Raw genomic sequence first — 19,070 nt, 5'->3', positions numbered from 1 at the left:
GCCCCCAAGGGCCTCAGGGGCGGGTCAGCCCTGGAACAGCGACAGCAGCGACTGCGGCGCCTGGTTGGCAATCGACAGCGCCTGGACACCCAGCTGTTGCTGGACCTGGAGCGCCTGCAGGCGGGCCGAAGCCTCTTCCATGTCGGCATCGACCAGCGCACCGATGCCGGATTTCAGCGCATCGGTCAGCTGCGAGACGAAATCCGCCTGGGTCTCGATCCGGCCCTGGGCCGAACCAAAGGCCGATGCCGAGTCGATGGCGATCTGGATCAGTGTCTCGACCTCCAGCAGGGCGGCATCGGCGCCTTCCTGCGTTGTCACGTCGATATCCGCCAAGGCCTCGAGACGGCCACCGATGGTCGCGTCGCCCAGGTCATAGCTGCGGACCTGGACCGAGAAGTTGTCGCCAGCGTTGTTGGCACCGGTAAAGTCGATCTGGTTCGCGTTTGTGGCGTTCACCGCAGCCGCGATGCCGAGGCCATCGGTGATGTCGGAATTGTCTGCCACATACTTGTTGAAAGCTGCGACAAGTCCGGCCGTGACATCCGCCTCGGTATCGCCGTCACGGGCGACATAGGTGATTTCCTGCGCGCCGGCGGTGGCCGTGGTGTTGAACGTCGCCAGACCCGCCGCGCCGCCCGTGATTTCGATCGAGAAGCCGGTTCCGGCGGCCACGGTCGCAGTGCCCGCACCCGCGGTCTGACCGACGACCGCGGCGGTGGTCGGCTGTGTCGCGTTGCCGGTCAGGGCAACGGCAGAGGTGTTGGCCGCACCCGACAGAACGTCAGAGGCCGCCGCAGTTGCCGCGGCCGAGGCCACGTCGATCGAGGCCGCGCCAAGCCCAAGGTCCTGTTTCTGCACCGTGATGTCCGATGCGGTCACGCCGGTGCCCGACCGATCCAGCGAGGCCAGGATGTTGACCGACCCGGTGCCTGCGGTGGTGTCCGTGTTCGACAGCAGGTTCAGACCGTTGAACTGCGCCGCGCCGACGACGCCGACGATCTGGTTGCGCAGGGCGTCGATGTCCGCCTGGATCTTGTCGCGGTCGACGTTTTCCTCTTGCGCGGCGACGATGCGGGCCTTGATCTCGGTCAGCAGTTCAGTCGTCGTTTCCGCCGCCTGGCGTGCGACGGCGACGGTGGACTGGCCCAGGTTGAGGCTGTCGGAAATCCCCTTGAAGCCCTTTACGTCCGCTTCCATCACCTTGGAGATGGCCCAGACAGCCGAGTTGTCCTTGGAGGTCGCGACACGCTTGCCCGTCGAGATTTCCGACTGCGTGTCCAGAAGGTTGGAGTTGATGGATTTGAGGGTTTGCAGCGCGACCATCGCGCCATTGTTCGTCAGGATGCTAGACATATTCTTGCCCTTGCTGTTCGAAAGCGCATTTTGGCGCCGGTTTCATTTGCCGCGATCGGCTTTGCTGACGTCGTTCTGACGGATGCAGGCCTTGGTATCGGTCTGCGCCACCGCTTCAGGTGCGCCGCCAACCTCACCGCTGCGGATGAACAGAAGGCTAAAACCCTCTTCTTGCTTGCCTATAATTTGTCTGAAACCCGAAATGTTGTTGAAGCAAGGGGTAGGACAAAGGTGCCGAAAACGAGGAAACCCGGCGCACAGGCACCAGGTCTCATGAGATGAGGCATCACCAAACCTCGCCTTACCACCTTGATTTCAATTCAAAAATCAAGAACTACACTGCGCCATCAGTCCAGGTAGGCGCGGATCGCTGCCTCTGTTCCTTCGGCCCAGACCCGGGCCAGTGCCTCGGCAAAAGCCGCCGCGAAACCCGCGTCATCTGCCAGCGCGCCATAGAACTGTCGCTGGTCCAGCCAGGCCTGCGGCCTGTCTTTCGCGGCGCGCGCCGCCTGCACCAGGTCGCCCCAAACCGGATCGTTGGGCACGATCTCCGACCCGTCCTCGCGGGTGCCGGCACACATCCTGGCCCAAAGCGCCTGCGACAGGGCCAGCCCGGCCAGCGGTGTTCCTGCCGCCACCGCGTCGCGGATCACCGGCAGGACCGCGCCGGTATGACGCGACGAGCCATCAAAGGCCACGCGGCGCACGGTGTCGGCGATCTTCGGGTTGGAAAACCGCGTATCGATCAGGTCGACATAGGCCTCTGGCGTCATTCCCGGAACCGGATGCACATGCGGCGCCATTTCCTCCAACGCTACCTTGCGGAACAGGCCCCGGATCAGCGGGTGGGCCATCGTGTCGTGGATCGTCTCGATCCCCAGGATCTCGGCCGGATCGGCAATCACCTGGTGGCCACCGTTCAGGATGCGCAGTTTCATCGCCTCATAGGCGTGCACATCGTCCGAAATGGTCGCCCCCACCTCTTCCCAGGGCGGGCGCCCGGCGCAAAAGCGATCCTCGATCACCCATTGGCGGAAATTCTCATGGGTGACGGGCACGGCGTCGTCGATGCCGAAATCCCGCACCAGCGCCAGTTCGCGCGGGCCGGTCGCCGGGACGATGCAATCCACCATCGAGTTGGGAAAGCTGCATTCCGCTGCGATCCAGTCGGCCAGCGCCGGATCCGCGAGGCGGGCAAGGCCCAGGATGACCTCCTCCAGCTTGGTCCCGTTGCCGGGGAGATTGTCGCAGCTCTGGCAAGTGAACGGACCGGCGCCGCTGTCGCGACGGCGCCTCAATGCGGCAATCATGGCGCCAAAGGCGGTGCGCGGCGCATCCAGGTTGGCGGCGTCATAGCGCATGTCGGGGTGCGCAGGATCAAAGGCCTTTGTCGCCGGATCCAGGTAGTACCCGCCTTCGGTAACGGTCAGCGCGACAATCCGGATCGCCGGATCGGCCATGCGCTCGATCAGGGGGCCGTTGCCCTCGACGATGGGCACATAGTCGATCATCGAGCCGACCACCTCGGCCGATGTCCCCTTGGGGTCCAGTTCGATCAGCGTGGTCAGGTAATCCTGCTCTGCCATCTTCAACCGCTGCGCCTCATCGTAGGGGCGGACACCCGCCCCTACGATGGCCCAGTCTTGCGCCAGGCCCTGTTGCATCAACCGGTGCAGATACCAGGCCTGGTGCGCCCGGTGAAAGTTGCCCAGACCGATATGCACGATCCCGGGCGTCAGCGCGTCACGGTCGTAGGTGGGCGCGGACACGCCCCCAGGCAAGTCCACCAGTGCCGCATTGCTCAGTTTGACAAGGCTCCCGGTCATCAGCTCATCCAGTTCCCGCCATCGACATTCAGGCATTGCGCGGTGATGTAGCGGGCCTCGTCTGAGGCCAGGAAGACGCAGGGGTCGGCCACCTCTTCGGGTGTGCCCATATGGCCCAGCGGCACCGCCTCGCCCACTTCGCGTTTCTTCTGGCCCCTGGGCTTGTTCTCGTATTCGGCGAACAGCCCGTCGACGACCTCCCACATGGGGGTGTCGATGACGCCGGGCGCGATGGCGTTGACCCGGATGCCGCTCCCGGCCAGTTCCAGCGCCAGCGACTGCGTGACCGAGATCACCGCCGCCTTGGTGGCACAGTAGACGGCGATGTTCGGCTCTCCGCGGCGTCCGGCCTGCGAGGAAAAGTTGATGATCGCCCCGCCACCGCGTGCCTTCATCCCCGGCACAACGGCCTGAATCGCAAAGAGCGTGCCGCCGACATTGACGGCGAACTGGCGGCGATAGTCCTCTGGGGTGATCCGGTCGATCGAGGCCATGTTGAAGATACCGGCGTTGTTCACCAGCACGTCGATCCCGCCCCATTCGGCCTCGACCTGTGCAACCCCCTTGGCGATGGAGGCAGGGTCAGTCACGTCCATGCCCAGCGCCATGCCAGTGTCGGCCAGCGTCGCGGCACAATCGCGGGCCTCGTCTGCCATCAGGTCGGCCACGGCGACCCGCGCCCCCTCGCGCGCATAGGCCTGGCAGATCGCGCGGCCTATGCCGCGCGCGCCGCCGGTGACCAGCGCCACCTTTCCCGTCAGCCGTGTCATTGGATGCGCAGCCCCTCGGCATCAAAGCGGTGCAGGTGATCCAGGTTCGGGTTCAGAAAGACCGTGTCGCCGTGATGCACCGGGATTTCACCCCCCACGCGGACGGTCATCGGGTCACAGCCCGGTACGCCGTGGACATGGATGAAAGTGTCGGACCCCAGGTGTTCGGCCACGCCAACCTTGCCCTGCCACAACCCCTCGGAGGTCGAGACCTCGATATGTTCGGGACGGATGCCGATGGTCTGCGCGTCGTGCTTGGCCGCCTCGGGGCCTTCGATGAAATTCATCTTGGGTGAGCCGATGAAACCAGCGACGAACTTGTTGCGGGGGCTGCGGTACAGCTCCAGAGGGCTGCCCACCTGCTCGATCACGCCCGCCTGCAGGACCACGATCTTGTCGGCCATCGTCATCGCCTCGACCTGGTCGTGGGTGACGTAGATCATCGTCGTGTCCAGCTTCTTGTGCAGTTCGCTGATTTCCATCCGCATCCCCACGCGCAGGGCAGCGTCGAGGTTGGACAGCGGCTCGTCGAAGAGGAAGGCCGCCGGTTCCCGCACGATGGCCCGCCCGATGGCGACACGCTGGCGCTGGCCGCCGGACAGCTGGCCCGGACGGCGGTCCAGGTAGTCGGTCAGGTTCAGGGCTTTCGCGGCAGAGGCGATGCGGCGCTCCTGCTCGGCCTTGTCCATGCCCGCCATCTTCATCGGGAAGGCAATGTTCTTGCGCACCGACATGTGAGGGTAGAGCGCATAGGACTGGAACACCATCGCCAGGCTGCGCTTGGCCGGCGGCAGCGCTGTGGCATCCTTGCCGTCGATCTCGATCACGCCGTCGGTGGTGTCCTCCAGCCCTGCGATCAGCCGCAGCAATGTGGACTTGCCGCAGCCCGAGGGGCCGACGAAGACGGTGAACTCTCCGTCCTCGATGGTCAGGTCCAAGGGCGGGATCACGGTCACGTCGCCAAAGGACTTCTTGACCTGCTTGAGTTGAATACGTCCCACGGGTCTCTCCCCCTTATTTCACCGCGCCGAAGGTCAGGCCGCGGACGAGTTGTTTCTGGCTGAACCAGCCCATGATCAGGATCGGCGCGATGGCCATGACCGACGCCGCCGAAAGTTTCGCGTAGAACAGCCCTTCGGGGCTGGAATAGCTGGCGATGAACGCGGTCAGCGGGGCCGCCTTGGCGGCGGTCAGATTGAGCGTCCAGAAGGCCTCGTTCCACGCCAGGATGATGTTGAGCAGGATGGTCGAGGCGATGCCCGGCACCGCCATCGGGGTCAGCACGTAGAGGATTTCCTCACGCAGGCTGGCGCCGTCCATCCGCGCCGCTTCCAGGATTTCTCCGGGAATTTCGCGGAAGTAGGTGTAAAGCATCCAGACGATGATCGGCAGGTTGATGAGCATCAGCACGATGACCAGCCCGATCCGCGAGTCCAGCCAGCCCAGCTTGATGAAGAGCAGGTAGATCGGGTACAGCACGCCGACCGCGGGCAGCATCTTGGTGGACAGCATCCACAGCAGGATGTCCTTGGTCCGGCGCGACGGTACGAAGGCCATCGACCAGGCGGCGGGAATGGCGATGATCGTGCCGAGGATCGTGGACCCACCGGCGATGATCACCGAGTTCCACAGGAAGCGCATGTAGTCCGACCGTTCCTGCACCACCGCGTAGTTTTCCAGCGTCCAGTCGAAGAACAGGAAGACCGGCGGATCGCTGATGGCCTGGGCCTCTGTCTTGAAGCTGGTCAGGATGGTCCAGAGGATCGGAAAGAAGATCAGCAGACCGACGGCCCAGGCCAGCGTGGTGTTGATCGCCTTGCGTTGTGTCGTGACGGCGCGTGCCATGTTCAGAGCCTCCCGTTCCGGGCTTGCCCCGGAACCTCTGCGGTTGGGATGGGGCCCCGGGTCAAGCCCGGGGCGCGGCGGAGATGAAGGTCAGGCATCGAGGTTCTTCCCGACGATGCGCATCAGGAACAGCGCGACGATATTGGCCAGGATGATCGCATAGACCCCGCCCGCGGACCCCAGTCCGACGTTCTGGCTTTCCAGCACGCGCTGGAAGATCAGGTAGGTCAGCGTCTTGGTCCCGAACGAACCCTGGGTGGTGACGAAGATCTCGGCAAAGATCGACAGCAGGAAGATCGTCTGGATCAGGATCACCACGGTGATGGCCCGGCTCAGGTGCGGCAGGATGATGTGGAAGAAACGTGCCAGCGGCGGGGCGCCGTCCATCTCGGCGGCTTCCAGTTGTTCGCTGTCCAGCGACTGGATCGCCGTCAGAAGGATCAACGTCGCAAAGGGCAGCCATTGCCAGCTGACGATCATGATCAGCGACTGCATCGACGCCTCTGACAGCCAGGAAATCGGCTCGGCCCCGAAGAACTTCCATAGATGCGCGAAGAGGCCGTTCACCGGGTCCATGAACATGTTCTTCCAGACCAGCGCCGACACGGTGGGCATCACGAAGAAGGGCGCGATGACAAGGATGCGCACCACCCCCTGCCCCCACATCGGCTGATCCAGGAGGATCGCCAGCAGCACGCCCAGAACCACCGTCACGACCAGCACGCCGCCGACGATCAGCAACGTCGTCATCACGCTGGGCCAGAAGGCACTGGAGGTCACGAAACGGACGTAGTTGTCGAAGCCTGCCCACCCCAGGTCCCCGCCGCGCAGCGGCAGGTACTTGCGGAAGGAAAACCAGAGGGTCATGGACAGCGGAACAAGCATCCAGACCAGAAGCAGGAAAACCGCGGGGGCCATCATAAGACGGGCTGCGGATCGCGAATGCTGGGTCGCCATGACGCGTCTCCTCCCTTGGCGGCTGCGGGGCCGCCGTGTTCATGTCTGTTGGAAATTCAGGAACCGGAGGGCGGTTGCCCCCGCCCTCCGGCCTGGGAGGAGGCCTCAGTATCCTGCGGCTTCCATTGCGTCGACGACCAGCGCCTGCGCCTTGGCAAGGGCCTGCTGCGCGGTCTGCTGCCCGGCCAGCGCGGCCGAGAATTCCTGGCCCACATCGGTGGCAAAGCCCGCGAATTCCGGGATCGCCACGAACTGCACGCCGACATAGGGAACCGGGTCCACGGTCGGGTTCAGCGGGTCAGCCGAGTTGATCGACTTCAGCGTCATTTCGGCAAAAGGCGCCTCGGACAGGTAGGTCTCGTTCTGGTAGAGCGAGGTGCGCGCACCCGGCGGCACGTTGGCCCAGCCCTCGTTCGCCGCGACCAACTCGATATAGGCCTTCGAGGTCGCCCACTCGATGAACTCCTTGGCGGCGTCCTCTTTCTGGGTGCCCGCCGGGATGCCCAGCGCCCAGGCCCAGAGCCAGTTGCCGCGCTTGCCCTTGCCGGTGTCCGGCGCCAGCGCGAAACCGACCTTGTCGGCCACGGTGGAATCGTCGGGGTTGGTCACGAAAGAGGCCGCCACGGTGGCGTCGATCCACATGCCGCACTTGCCCTGCTGGAACAGCGACAGGTTCTCGTTGAACCCGTTGGTCGAGGCGCCCGGAGGGCCCGCGTCATTCATCAGGTCCAGGTAGAAGGTCAGCGTCTCTTCCCAGGCGGCACTGTCGAACTGCGGGGTCCAGTTCTCGTCGAACCAACGCGCACCAAAGGAGTTGGCGGTGGCCGTCAGGAAGGCCATGTTCTCGCCCCAGCCGGCCTTGCCGCGCAGGCAGATACCGTAGATCTCGTTTTCCCTGTCGGTGATCTTCCGGGCCGCGTCGGCGACGAAATCCCAGGTCGGCGCCTCGGGCATTTCCAGCCCTGCGGCCTCGAACAGGTCTGTCCGGTACATGATCATCGAGCTTTCGCCGTAGAACGGCGCCGCATAAAGCGTGCCGTCATGGCTCAGGCCGCCGCGCATCGCTGGCAGGATGTCGTCGGCGTCGTAGTCCGCCGACAGGTCGTCCAGCGGCACCAGCCAGCCGTTGGCGGCCCAGATCGGCGTTTCGTACATGCCGATGGTCATGATGTCGAAGGCACCGCCCTTGGTGGTGATGTCGGTGGTCACGCGCTGCCGCAGCACGTTCTCCTCCAGCGTGACCCAGTTCACCTCGTGGCCGGTCTTGGCGGTAAAGTCGTCGGTCAGCTTCTGCATCCGGATCATGTCGCCGTTGTTCACCGTGGCGATGGTCAGGACCTCGGCGGAAAGCGCGCTCGCACTCACCGATACAAGTGCAGAAGCCGCAAAGAATGCGCCTTTCAAAGTCATCCAATTTCCTCCCTTGGAGTGCTCGTTGCACGGTCAGAGACTGCGCAAGACCTCCAGGCGAGTCAATCAAAAACTTTACGGGGGTAAAATTTAAAATTGCCGCGACGCAGAAAATTCTAGGCTGACTGCCGCATCACCAATTTTCCTTCGAAAAAGATTTCATCGCGGTTTTCAGCACGTTCCCCGCTTTCGACAAGGCTGAACAGGCGCTCGACACTGCGTTCTGCGATTGCAGTGTAGTCCTGCGAAACCGTGGTCAGCGGCGGGCAGGTATAGCGCGAGAACGGGTGGTCGTCATGCCCGGCAACCCGCAGGGCGGCGCCGGCGCCCAGCCCGACTCGCAGCCCTTTCTGATAGGCTGCCGCCAGGAAACCGATGGCCAGGCGGTCGTTCGAACACAGGATCGTGTCGGTCGGCAGGCTGTGCTCCTCGATGACTTTCGTGCCGCCTTCCAGCCCGATCTTCTCGAAGTCCCAGCCGCCCCCTTCGGCCTGCAACAGGTGAACGGGGTGGCCCATGCGCTCCATCGCTTCGCAATAGGCGTTGCGGCGGCGATAGGCGTTCGGGTTGGTCGGCGTGCGCATTTCGAAAAACGCCGGGGGTTGGCCCGTGCGACAGAGGTATTCGCAGATCAGCTTGGTGGCCTGGATGTTGTCATGCCCCACAAACGCCTCACCCATCCCACTGATATGACTGTCAAAAAGAACCGAAGGCACGGCCTTGCAGAACCTCTCGACAGCCGCCTTGTCCGAGGCCCGCCCAAGCGGCGCCAGCAAGGCGCCTGCGGGTTTGATCGCGCGCAGGCTCTCGAAGTTGTCATTCTCCTGCGCGGTGGACCCGTGCGAGCTGAGAAGGATCGGATGATAGCCTGCCGCGATCACCAGCATTTCCAGGTTCCGCGCGATCTCGGCAAAGAAGGGGTCGGCAAGATAGGGCACCACGATGCCGATGTTCTTGGTCAGCTTGCGGTTCTGGTTGATGGCAAAGATGTTGGGGCGATAGTCGTATTGTTCCAACGCGCTTTCGATCCGCGCGCGGGTCGATTTGCGCACGCTGTCAGGATCGTTGAAATACTTGGACACGGTCGGACGCGAGATCCCGCTGACCTCGGCGAACTCCTCCATGTTCCGGATCTTACGGCCGGTCATGAACCCTGTCTCCCCCTCCGGCATCGGACGCCACGCCCGCCGCACCCGCAGATAAACTTTACGCGCGCAATATTATCAAGCTGGGTGCCGCGCCCGCATTCGTCAAGATTAAGTTGGACGCGCGTCAAATCACAAGCCCCGGTCGGGAGGTTTTCGGGATTGGTCGCGAGAGGGCCGCGCCTATTGCCAGTCGCGCTCGACCACTTCGACACCGTCCCCCACCGTGTCCGGCGGGTGCAGGATCACCCGGTCGCCCGCTTTGACGCCCGCCAGAACCTCGGCGCTGCGCCCGTCGCGGCGGCCGATCTCGATCGAGATCTCATGCGCGGTGCCATCGGCCAGGACATAGGTGAACCATTGCCCTTCACGCCGAAAGATCGCCGACAGGGGGATCAGCAGCGCGTCCTCGGTGCGCCATTCCTCGATCCGGACAAAGACCGCATAGGCCTGACCCAGCCCTGCGCGCATCTCGGGCGGCGAGGTGAAATCCAGCACCGCGTCCACGCGCTGTTCTTCGATCCCCAGGGCAGAGACCACCGTGCGCGCCGCCGGTTCGATCAGCCGCAATTCCGCCGCCAGCGTACCCTCGCCGCCCCAGCGGCCCACCTCGACGGAGGCGCCGGGCGCAAGGCGGGTCGCCTGAGAGGACAAAAGATCGACAACGATTTCCAAATCGTCCGGATCGCCGATGCTGAGCAGCGGCGCACCGGCCATCACGGGGCGCGCGCTTTCCCCCTCGACCGAAAGGACAACGCCATCGGCGGGCGCCAGGATCGGCAGGCAACAATCGCCGTCGCCGGGCGCCTGCTCGGGTTCCGCCAGCACCGCCTGCGCGCTTTCCAGCGCCGCCCGCGACATCGCCAGGCGCGCCTCGGCGCTCAGCTTGTCCGCCTCGGCCAGTTGCAGCTGCTGGGCCGCCGTCTCCAGCGCGGTCAACGAGGCGGTGCCCCGATCCGCCAAGGCCTTGGCCCGGTCGAACTGCGACTGGGCATAGGCGCGCTGCGCCTCTGTCCGGGCCACCTCGGCCTCGGCGAATTTCACGCTGGCCTCGGCCTCGTGCAGGGCCGCGACCGCCTGCGCCCGGCTGCGCGCATCCAGCAGCGTGGGCACGGCGGGCTGCACCTGCGCCACCACGGTCACCCCCTTGGCGACCGGATCGCCCACCGCAACCGGCAGGCGCAAGACCGTGCCCGCGATGGGAGAGGAGACCTCGTAGACCTCCCTGATCCGTGTCTTGCCATCCGCGTCCACCGTCACGCTCAGCGCGCCGCGCACCAATGGCGCGGTATCCACCGGGATCGGATCGGTGCGAAAGGCGGTGATCGCCAGCCCGCCCACCAGGGCGAGGCCGACAGCCGAAAGTCCTATGGTACGCAGGGACCACATGTCCTCACTCCCTCGTTTTCATGACGGCAATCAGGTCGAGACGCCCCAGCCGGCGCGCCACCAGCGCCACCGAGACCGCCGCGGCCCCCAGCACGATCAGGCTGGCCCGGGCAAAGGTTGCCGGCTCCAGCACCAGCGGAATGGCGTAGAGATCGCTGGTGAAGCCTTCGGTCATCAGCCGCGCCACGCCATAGCCGATCACCCAGCCCACCGGCTGCGCCAGGACCGCCAGCAACAATACCTCGCCGGCCAGGATATAGGCGACCTCGCCCTTGCCAAAGCCCAGGATACGCAGGCAGGCCAGCTCTCGCGCCCGTTCCGACAGCTGCACCCGTGCGGCATTGTAGGCGACGCCGACCGTGATGATCATGCCAAGAATGCCGTAGACAGTGGTGGCGATCAGGATGTTCTGGCTCAACGTCTCCATAAAGCTGAGGCGGTTCTCGGTCATGTTGATCGTGCCCATCAGCCGGGGCACGTCCTTGATCCGCTCCTGAAAGGCCTCTGCCGCCTGTGGGTCGGCCAGCGTCACGTTGACATTGGATACGCGCGGGCTTTGCCGGAACATGGCGTTCAGCGTGTCATGGGCGAAATAGGCGCCCAGGCCAAAGAACTGGGTGACGATGCCGGTCACGGGCACCTCAAAGGTCTCTCGGCGACCGCTCTCGAAGCTGACGGTCAGGGTATCGCCCACCTCGACATGCAGCGCCGCGGCCAGCCGGTCCGACAACAGGATGCCAAAGGGATCTGGCGCGATCACCTGCCCGTTGCCATCCACAACCCGCGCCAGATCCGCCGCATTGGCCACGGTCGAGACCGGGACCTGCTTTTCGTAGGAGCCATAGATCAGGCGGGCGGCGTGGTACTGCTGCGGCTCCACCTGCAGGACCCCGGGCAGGCGCCTGACCTCTTCCAGCGCGGTTTCAGGCGCGTCCGGATCGAAGAGCAGCAGCATGTCTTGCCGGTTCGACTGGTAAAAGGCGGTATCGATGATCTCGTCCATCGCGTCGGGAAAGAAGTTCGACGCCACCAGCACGGAAACCGCCAGTGCCATGCCCAGCATGGTCATTCCGGCGCGCAGCGGCCAGCGCAGCAGGCTGCGCAGGATCATCCGTGTCGGCTGTCCCAACCGCAGCAGATCCGCCAGCCGGTCAAGCGTGGACCCGTGGAAACTCGGCGGGGCCGGCGGGGCCATCGCCACCGCCGGCGCCAGCCGCGCCGCGCGCATGGCGCTGCTCAACGCCCCCGCGCTGGTCGCCGCCAGCCCCAGCATCGCCGAGAGCGCATAGATGCTGAGCGGCACGCCGAAAACGAGGAAGGGAAAGTCGAAATACTTGGCGTAGAGCTTTGACATGGCCTGCGCCAACCAGGACCCCACGCCCCAGCCGATACCGACCCCCAGGAAGGCGATCAGCGCGGCCAGCATCAGGTAGTGCAGCCCGATTTCCCAGTTGGTGTAGCCCACGGCCTTCATCAGGCCGATCTCGGACCGTTCCAGCTGCACGATCCGGCCCATGACCATGTTCACCAGAAAGACGGTGATCCCCAGGAAGACCGGCGGCAGCACCCAGGCCATCACCTCCAGCGACTGGATCTCGGCATCCAGAAAGGCGTTCGACTGCTGCGCATCGCGCCCCACCGGCGTCGCCGCGCCGTAAGGGTCCAGCAAGGCCTTGACCGCGTCCTTGACCGGCTCCAGCGGCGTGCGCGGCAGCACGGTCAAGGCCACCGTGTTGAAGGCGCCCGCCATGCCGAACCCCGCGTCCAGCACCTCGGCCTGCATCCACAGGATGCCGAATGTCTCGTTCTGCGGCATCAGGGCGCCGGGGCCGATGGTATAGACGAATTCGGGTGACAGGGCCGTGCCGGTGATCGTCACCGCGCGCTTGCGTCCGTTCAGGTTGACAGAGATCGTGTCGCCGGGAAGGAACCCGTTGGCCTCTGCAAAGGGTTCGTTCACCACCGCCTCACCCGCGCCTTCGGGCCAGCGCCCCCGGCGCAGCAGCGGCACGTTCAACAGCGGCTCGCCCAGTTCAGGACGAGAGATCAGCAGCCCCGTCGCCGGTTTGGCCCGCCCGGGAATATCCAGGATCGCATAGGACCGGACCTGTGTTTCCACCTGCGCCACCCCCTCGATGTCGCGCAACTGCGAAATCAGGCTGTCAGGCGCCCGGCGGGCCGAGGCAAAGACATGGGCAAAGCGGTTGCTGTCGTAATAGGCGCTGCGGGTCTCGTTCAGGGCCCGGCTCATCCCCACCGACATGATGATGACCGCGATGCCCGCCGCCAGCACAAGGGCGATCGCCACGCCCTGTACCCAGAGCCGGCGAAAGTCGCGAAACAGCTTGAGATCCATCGCATGCATCGGATCACCAATGGATCTCTGATGCGGCAAGGCGACTGTCGTTCTCCTCGATCCGGTCGATACGCCCGTCCTGAAAGCGGATCACCCGATGCGCCATCAGCCGGATGGCGGCATTGTGGGTGATGACCGCCGTTGTGGTGCCGAACTCATCGTTGATCCGCTGCAGGGTCGACAGGACCTGCGTGCCGGTGTGGCTGTCCAGCGCGCCGGTCGGTTCATCGCACAACAACACGTCGGGCCGTTTGGCGATGGCCCGCGCGATGGCGACCCGCTGCTGTTCCCCGCCGGACATCTGCGCCGGAAAATGATCCATCCGGTGGCCAAGCCCCACCAGCTCCAGCGCCTCGGCGGGCTTCATCGGGCGTTTCGCCACGTCCGTGACCAGCTGCACGTTCTCGCGCGCGTTCAGCGAGGGGACGAGGTTGTAGAACTGGAAGACAAAGCCGACGTGATCGCGCCGGTAGCGCGTCAGCTGTCGGTCGCTGGCGCGGGTCAGCTCCGTTTCACGGAACCAGAACCGCCCTCCGCTGGGCCGGTCCAAACCGCCCAGGATGTTCAGCAGCGTCGACTTGCCGGACCCGGACGGGCCCAGCAGCACGGTCAACTCCGACCCGAACAATTCCAGGTCGACACCCGCCAGCGCATGCACCTGCACCTCGCCGGTGTCATATGTCTTGGTCAGCCCCTGGGTGCGAAACACCACCTCGCGGGTCCTGTCATCGAGTCGCGCCATGAGCCTCTCCGCGTTTCCCGCGCAAACTGCGCGGGAAGTGTCTCAGGCGTCATGATCCGTATCAAGGTCCGGCAAATAACCTTGCGGAATGTCTCGGGCTGCCTGCCGCATAGGCGTTGTTACAGCAGCACAGCCCGCCCGGTCCGCGCGCTTTCCTGCGCCGCCAGCCCGATTCGCACGGCGGCCATGCCGTCGGCCAGCGTCACCTCTGGCGTGCCTTCGCCGCGGACCACGGCATTGAACCCCTCATGTTGGTAAAAGGTCGACCCGTTGTGATCGCCCGCCGCCAGCAACTCGGCCTCCACCGGCACCTCGATCACGCGCGGCCCCTTGGGAACGCGCGGAGAGACGATCACCTGCGGCACCGGCGCCTCGCCCAGGTGTGCGGGCCAGAACCGGCCAGGTCCAGGCACCAGCGCCTCGATCTTGCCTCTGGGCCCAAGGGCGCAGATCTCTTCCTGGTAGCGCGCCCCCTCGGCGAACATGCAAAGCTCCAGCATCGCCCGGGCCCCGCCCGCGAAATCCAGGATCACATAGCCGTTGTCCCAGATGTCCGGCGCGCGCCCGTCATAGGTTTCGTCCTTGTGGTTCACCGCCTGCCCGGCGCTGGCCATGACGCGCACCGGTTCGTCCCGCAGGATCAAGCGCATGAGATCGAAGAAATGACAGCATTTCTCGACCAGCGTGCCACCGCTGCGCGCGTTGAACCGGTTCCAGGCGCCGACCTTGGGCAGAAAGGGAAAACGGTGTTCGCGGATCGACAACATGGAAATCCCGCCCGTCGCCCCGATCACTTCCTGCCGCAACAATGCCACGGGCGGCATGTAGCGATATTCCATCGCCACCCAGACCGGCGCCGGATAGCTGCGCGCGAGTTCGGCCAGGAAAACCTCGTCTTCCGGCGTGGTATAAAGCGGCTTTTCGCACAGCACGGGCAGCGGACGGGTCGCCGCGATCTGGCGCAGCTGCGGGACGTGGCAATCGTTCGGACTGACCACCACCAACGCGTCCAGCCCCTCGACCGCCAGCAGATCGTCCAGCGTGGTGCAGACCTGCGCGCCGCCCGCCAGCTCTGCCGCGCTCTGCGCCAGGTCGGTGACCGGATCAAAGACCGCGACCACCCTGCCCTGCGGCAGAAGGTTGATGTTCTGGATATGCTCGCGGCCCATCATGCCGCAGCCGATCACGCCGTATCTGACCACGCTCATCCCCTGCCGATCCTGTTGATATAAGTGACGGTTTCCGCGTCGAACCAAGTCCGCGAGTATTCGACCGGCGTGCCTGCCTTGTCCCGGGCGATACGTTCGACATACCCCGCCGTATCGCCCACCTCCGGCGGAAACCGGGGGTCGCGCCACGCAGGCACCGGCGCAAAGCCGACCCGATCCTCTGCCGAGAGGATCACCAGCCCCAGCCGCTCGCGATAGAAGAGGTAGAGCGATTCAAGCACGTCCTGCGCCGCGACATGCGCGGCCTGCGCCCCGTCCAGCCAGATCTCTTCCATCGCTGCCGGAACGCCGCCAAGGAACCGCAGGCGCCGGAACCGCCACCCCTCGGGCGAGGGACCGAAAGCCGGCGCATCCGTCGGTTTCGTCAGCCGCTCCACCCCCAGCAGCTCCGCCGTGGGCAGCCCGCCGCCGGCCTTCAGTTCCAGCCGCAGCATGGAATAGATCGAGGCCACGCCGTCCCGTGCGCGGACGTAGTTGCCAGAGCCCTGCACCCGGTCCAGCAGCCCCTTGGTCGCCAGCGCCTCCAGCGCCTTGCGCAGGGTGCCCACGGCAATGCCCAGCTGTTCGGCCATCTCACGTTCCGGCGGCAGTCGCGCCCCATCCGCCAGCCTGCCGGCCGCGATGTCACGGATCAGCATTTCGCTGATCTGGGCGTGCTTGGGCAACGCCGCCGAGCTTCTTCCCCGCGCCAAGTCGGCCTCCTCCCGCCGCGGTCCCGTTCCTGTCGCGGCAAAAATTAATACACTATTGATGCATGAATTTCCGAATGCTACGCAAGGGGAAATCGACGCCGAATCCGGCGCACTTCCGGGAGGCCCTGAAATGACCGTCGTGCCCGTCACATCCCGCGATCTCGATGCGTCCGAGGTCAGCTGGTTCTCGGCCCTCTGTTCGGATGACTACCGTTACCTGGGCGTGCCCGAAGGCGATCTGCGCTCTTCTTTCGAACATTGCCGCGACATCGTACTGGAGGCGGAAAAGCAGGGCTTTCGCAACATCCTGGCGCCCTCCTCCTACCAGGTGGGTCAGGACACGCTGAGCTTTGTCGCGGGCATGGCGCCGCTGACAGACCGGATCAACATGCTGGCCGCCATCCGCTGTGGCGAGATGCATCCGATCATGCTGGCCCGCACCGTCGCCACGCTGGATCACATGATGAAGGGACGGCTGACGCTGAACGTGATCTCGTCGGACTTCCCCGGCGAAAAGGCCGACAGCGCCTATCGCTACCAGCGCTCGCGCGAGGTGGTGCAGATCCTGAAACAGGCCTGGACGCAGGACGAGATCAATTTCAGCGGCGAGGTCTACGATTTCGCGGGCCTGACCACCGATCCTGCGAAACCCTACCAGACCGGCGGACCGCTGCTGTACTTCGGCGGGTATTCCCCTGCCGCGCTGGAGCTTTGCGGCGAACACTGCGACGTCTACCTGATGTGGCCGGAACCCAAGGACCAGCTGACCCAGCGCATGACCGACGTGAACGCCGTGGCCGAACGCTATGGCCGCACGCTGGATTACGGGTTGCGGGTGCACATGATCGTCCGCGACACAGAGGCCGAGGCACGCGAATACGCCGAAAGCCTGGTGTCGAAACTGGACGACGAATATGGGCGCCTGATTCGCGACCGCGCGCATGACAGCGGCTCCCTGGGCGTCTCTCACCAGTCCCGCGCCCGCGAGTTGGCCGACCAGTTCGGCTATGTCGAGCCGCATCTCTGGACCGGGATCGGGCGGGCGCGCTCGGGCTGCGGCGCGGCGCTGGTGGGCTCTGCCGACCAGGTCCTGAGCCAGATCGAAGAGTACCGCAAGATGGGCATCCGCGCCTTCATCTTCTCCGGCTACCCGCACATTGACGAATGCCGCCATTTCGGCAAGCTGGTCATGCCGGAGCTGAAAACCTGTTCGCTGCCACATGCATACGGCCGCGTCCCCGACGAAACACCGGCAACGCCCCTTGGCGTGGGAGAGCGCAAGTAATGGACCGCGTAGATCTTCAAGAGGGGCTGAGCCTCAGCCGCATCGTCTATGGCATGTGGCGCCTGGGCGACGATGCCAACACCGCCCCCGACCACGTTCGCAACAAGATCGCCGCCTGCCTGGATCAGGGCATCACCACGCTGGACCAGGCCGACATCTACGGCGGCTACATGGCCGAGGAAATCCTTGGGGCCGCGATGACACCGGACCTGCGCAAACAGGTCGAGATCGTCACCAAATGCGACATCGTGGCCCCGGTGGGCCGCTACGCGGACGCGCGAGTGAAATACTATGACACCAGCCGCGCGCATATCCTGGCCTCTGTCGATCATTCGCTCAGCCTCATGGGCATCAACGAGATCGACCTGCTGCTGATCCACCGCCCCGATCCGCTGATGGATCACCGTGAAACGGGCGAGGTGCTGGATGAGCTGGTCGGCTCGGGCAAGGTCCGCGCCGTGGGTGTGTCGAACTTCAAGCTGCATGACTGGACCCTGCTGCAATCGGCGATGAAGACGCCGCTTGTGACCAATCAGATCGAACTGAGCCTGTCGGCGCACGAGGGCTTTACCAACGGCGACGTGGCCTTTCTGCAGGAACGGGGCATTCCGCCGATGGCCTGGTCGCCGCTGGGCGGTGGCGCGCTGATGACAGAGGACACGCACCTGACGCAGCTCATGGACCGCGTGGCCGACGATTTCCTGGCCGATCGCGCGGCGGTGGCCGTGGCCTGGCTGCTGGCGCACCCTTCGGGCATCCTGCCGGTCATGGGCACCAACACGATCGAGCGGATCAAGACGTTTTCCAAAGCCTTCGACATCGAGATGAGCCGCGAACTCTGGTTCGAGCTTTACACCGCCGCACTGGGCCACGAGGTGCCCTGATGGACGGGGACCTGAGCCATTCCATGCAGACATTCGACCCGGCCGAGGACAGCCGCGCCTTTCGCGAGGCGCTTGGCAGCTTTGCCACCGGCGTGACCGTGGTGACGGCGCAGGGGCCCGATGGCCCGGTAGGCATTACCGCCTCCAGCTTTGCCAGTGTTTCGCTGGACCCGCCGCTGGTGCTGTGGTCGCCGCAGAAATCCTCGCGCCGCTTTCCACTGTTTCGCGATGCGCGCCACTACGCGATCCACGTGCTCGATGGCCACCAGCAAGACATATGCCGGGCCTTCACGCGCGAAGCCAATGCCTTTCACGCCTGCGACTGGGCCGAGGACGCAAACGGCGTGCCGCAGATCGCCGGATGCCTTGCCCGCTACGACTGTACGCAAGAGATCACCCATGACGCGGGCGATCACCTCATCATCATTGGCCGCGTGACCAGCGCGGCTTTCCGGCCCGGCCTGCCCCTGCTGTTCCAGGGCGGCCGGTTCGTCAGCCTCAAGGGCTGAGACCACAGGGACCGGGGCGCCCAAGATCCCGGCCTGAAGAACAAGGGGCAAAAAGCCCCATCATAGGGAGGAGCGCCATGCCGGTGCTGCTGACACTGCTTTGGCCGCTGGAGCGGCTGAACTCCGGCCTGCTTGCCGTGGGCCGCGTCATCGCGGTGCTTGCGCTGGCGGTGATGGTCTGCCTGATCCTCGGCCAGATCTTCTGGCGCTACGTCCTGAATGACGCTCCCAACTGGACAGAAGAGGCCGCCCGCTTCGGGATGCTGTGGCTGGTGGGCCTGATGGCGCCGTTGGCCTACCGGCAGGGCGGTTTCGTCGCCATCGACATCGTCGAACGCGCCCTGCCCCGGATCGTCGCCGTGCTCCTGTCGCTCTTGCTGCTGGGACTCTCGCTCTGGGTGCTGCTGATCGCCTGGGACAAGGGGCTGAACAACCACGTCGACAGCCTGTCCGGGCGCGGCTGTTCCTCGTCGCTGCGCTGGCCCTTCGGGATCGAGATCGGCAAGTGCAAGGCCAAGTTCGCCAACCAGTACCAGTATGCCGCGCTCTGGGTTGGTGTGAACCTGCTGATCCTCGTCAACGTCGAGCTGATCCTGCGGCAGGTCATTACGCTTCTGGGCGGCGGCGACCGGCTGAAACCGCTGCACCACGACACGATGGCGGGGGCGGACTGAG

Annotated in this window: 17 protein-coding genes; 4 read left to right on the top strand and 13 right to left on the bottom strand. The window is 65.0% G+C overall.

Features of this window, described 5'->3' with window-relative positions; translation table 11 throughout:
* Positions 1-24: 24 nt before the first annotated feature.
* The 13 genes from BLQ71_RS13605 to BLQ71_RS13545 all read right to left on the bottom strand — a co-directional run bounded on the left by BLQ71_RS13605 (position 25) and on the right by BLQ71_RS13545 (position 15,717).
* Complete coding sequence (locus tag BLQ71_RS13605) at positions 25-1,356, bottom strand: flagellin N-terminal helical domain-containing protein (RefSeq protein WP_074622099.1); 1,332 nt, start codon at positions 1,354-1,356, stop codon at positions 25-27.
* 347 nt (positions 1,357-1,703) lie between these two features.
* Positions 1,704-3,182 (bottom strand): mannitol dehydrogenase family protein, encoded by a 1,479-nt coding sequence (locus tag BLQ71_RS13600; RefSeq protein ID WP_074622098.1) that lies wholly within the window; start codon positions 3,180-3,182, stop codon positions 1,704-1,706.
* On the bottom strand, positions 3,182-3,952 hold the full coding sequence (locus tag BLQ71_RS13595) for an L-iditol 2-dehydrogenase (protein ID WP_074622097.1): 771 nt from the start codon (positions 3,950-3,952) through the stop codon (positions 3,182-3,184). The genes BLQ71_RS13600 and BLQ71_RS13595 overlap by 1 nt, the downstream gene beginning before the upstream one ends.
* Positions 3,949-4,953 (bottom strand): ABC transporter ATP-binding protein, encoded by a 1,005-nt coding sequence (locus BLQ71_RS13590; protein WP_069210896.1) that lies wholly within the window; start codon positions 4,951-4,953, stop codon positions 3,949-3,951. The genes BLQ71_RS13595 and BLQ71_RS13590 overlap by 4 nt, the downstream gene beginning before the upstream one ends.
* A gap of 13 nt (positions 4,954-4,966) precedes the next feature.
* Positions 4,967-5,797 carry a carbohydrate ABC transporter permease gene (locus BLQ71_RS13585; RefSeq protein WP_043137225.1) on the bottom strand — a complete coding sequence of 277 codons (831 nt, stop codon included), beginning with the start codon at positions 5,795-5,797 and terminating at the stop codon, positions 4,967-4,969.
* A gap of 90 nt (positions 5,798-5,887) precedes the next feature.
* Positions 5,888-6,754 carry a carbohydrate ABC transporter permease gene (locus tag BLQ71_RS13580; protein ID WP_043137227.1) on the bottom strand — a complete coding sequence of 289 codons (867 nt, stop codon included), beginning with the start codon at positions 6,752-6,754 and terminating at the stop codon, positions 5,888-5,890.
* 105 nt (positions 6,755-6,859) lie between these two features.
* The gene (locus BLQ71_RS13575) at positions 6,860-8,164 is read right to left on the bottom strand and encodes an ABC transporter substrate-binding protein (protein ID WP_074622096.1); all 1,305 of its coding nucleotides are present in this window, start codon (positions 8,162-8,164) and stop codon (positions 6,860-6,862) included.
* A gap of 116 nt (positions 8,165-8,280) precedes the next feature.
* Positions 8,281-9,312, bottom strand: coding sequence for a LacI family DNA-binding transcriptional regulator (locus BLQ71_RS13570; protein ID WP_043137231.1), 1,032 nt, complete (start codon positions 9,310-9,312; stop codon positions 8,281-8,283).
* Between the two features lie 180 nt (positions 9,313-9,492).
* Positions 9,493-10,698, bottom strand: a complete 1,206-nt coding sequence (locus BLQ71_RS13565; RefSeq protein WP_074622095.1) for an efflux RND transporter periplasmic adaptor subunit — start codon at positions 10,696-10,698, stop codon at positions 9,493-9,495.
* Between the two features lie 4 nt (positions 10,699-10,702).
* Entirely contained in the window at positions 10,703-13,093 is a 2,391-nt protein-coding gene (locus tag BLQ71_RS13560; protein WP_254780712.1) for an ABC transporter permease, read from the bottom strand.
* The gene (locus BLQ71_RS13555) at positions 13,068-13,796 is read right to left on the bottom strand and encodes an ABC transporter ATP-binding protein (RefSeq protein ID WP_074622093.1); all 729 of its coding nucleotides are present in this window, start codon (positions 13,794-13,796) and stop codon (positions 13,068-13,070) included. Before BLQ71_RS13555 ends, BLQ71_RS13560 begins: the two co-directional genes overlap by 26 nt.
* A 119-nt stretch (positions 13,797-13,915) precedes the next feature.
* Positions 13,916-15,004: a Gfo/Idh/MocA family protein gene (locus BLQ71_RS13550; RefSeq protein WP_074622092.1), complete on the bottom strand. Its 1,089-nt coding sequence runs from the start codon at positions 15,002-15,004 to the stop codon at positions 13,916-13,918.
* Positions 15,001-15,717, bottom strand: a complete 717-nt coding sequence (locus BLQ71_RS13545; RefSeq protein ID WP_268236861.1) for a GntR family transcriptional regulator — start codon at positions 15,715-15,717, stop codon at positions 15,001-15,003. Before BLQ71_RS13545 ends, BLQ71_RS13550 begins: the two co-directional genes overlap by 4 nt.
* 130 nt (positions 15,718-15,847) lie before the next feature.
* Here BLQ71_RS13545 and BLQ71_RS13540 point away from each other — a divergent pair, with 130 nt between their 5' ends.
* The 4 genes from BLQ71_RS13540 to BLQ71_RS13525 all read left to right on the top strand — a co-directional run bounded on the left by BLQ71_RS13540 (position 15,848) and on the right by BLQ71_RS13525 (position 19,069).
* Entirely contained in the window at positions 15,848-17,002 is a 1,155-nt protein-coding gene (locus BLQ71_RS13540) for an LLM class flavin-dependent oxidoreductase (RefSeq protein ID WP_074622091.1), read from the top strand.
* Positions 17,002-17,886 (top strand): aldo/keto reductase, encoded by an 885-nt coding sequence (locus tag BLQ71_RS13535; RefSeq protein WP_074622090.1) that lies wholly within the window; start codon positions 17,002-17,004, stop codon positions 17,884-17,886. Before BLQ71_RS13540 ends, BLQ71_RS13535 begins: the two co-directional genes overlap by 1 nt.
* Entirely contained in the window at positions 17,886-18,395 is a 510-nt protein-coding gene (locus tag BLQ71_RS13530) for a flavin reductase family protein (RefSeq protein WP_229754861.1), read from the top strand. Before BLQ71_RS13535 ends, BLQ71_RS13530 begins: the two co-directional genes overlap by 1 nt.
* 77 nt (positions 18,396-18,472) lie before the next feature.
* On the top strand, positions 18,473-19,069 hold the full coding sequence (locus BLQ71_RS13525; protein ID WP_043137245.1) for a TRAP transporter small permease: 597 nt from the start codon (positions 18,473-18,475) through the stop codon (positions 19,067-19,069).
* The last annotated feature ends 1 nt before the right edge of the window (position 19,070 follow it).

Origin of the sequence: Antarctobacter albus (assembly GCF_900101505.1) — a bacterium.
Lineage (GTDB): Bacteria > Pseudomonadota > Alphaproteobacteria > Rhodobacterales > Rhodobacteraceae > Antarctobacter > Antarctobacter albus.
The sequence above is the reverse complement of the archived record's forward strand: the minus strand, read 5'-3'. Positions and strand labels throughout refer to the sequence as shown.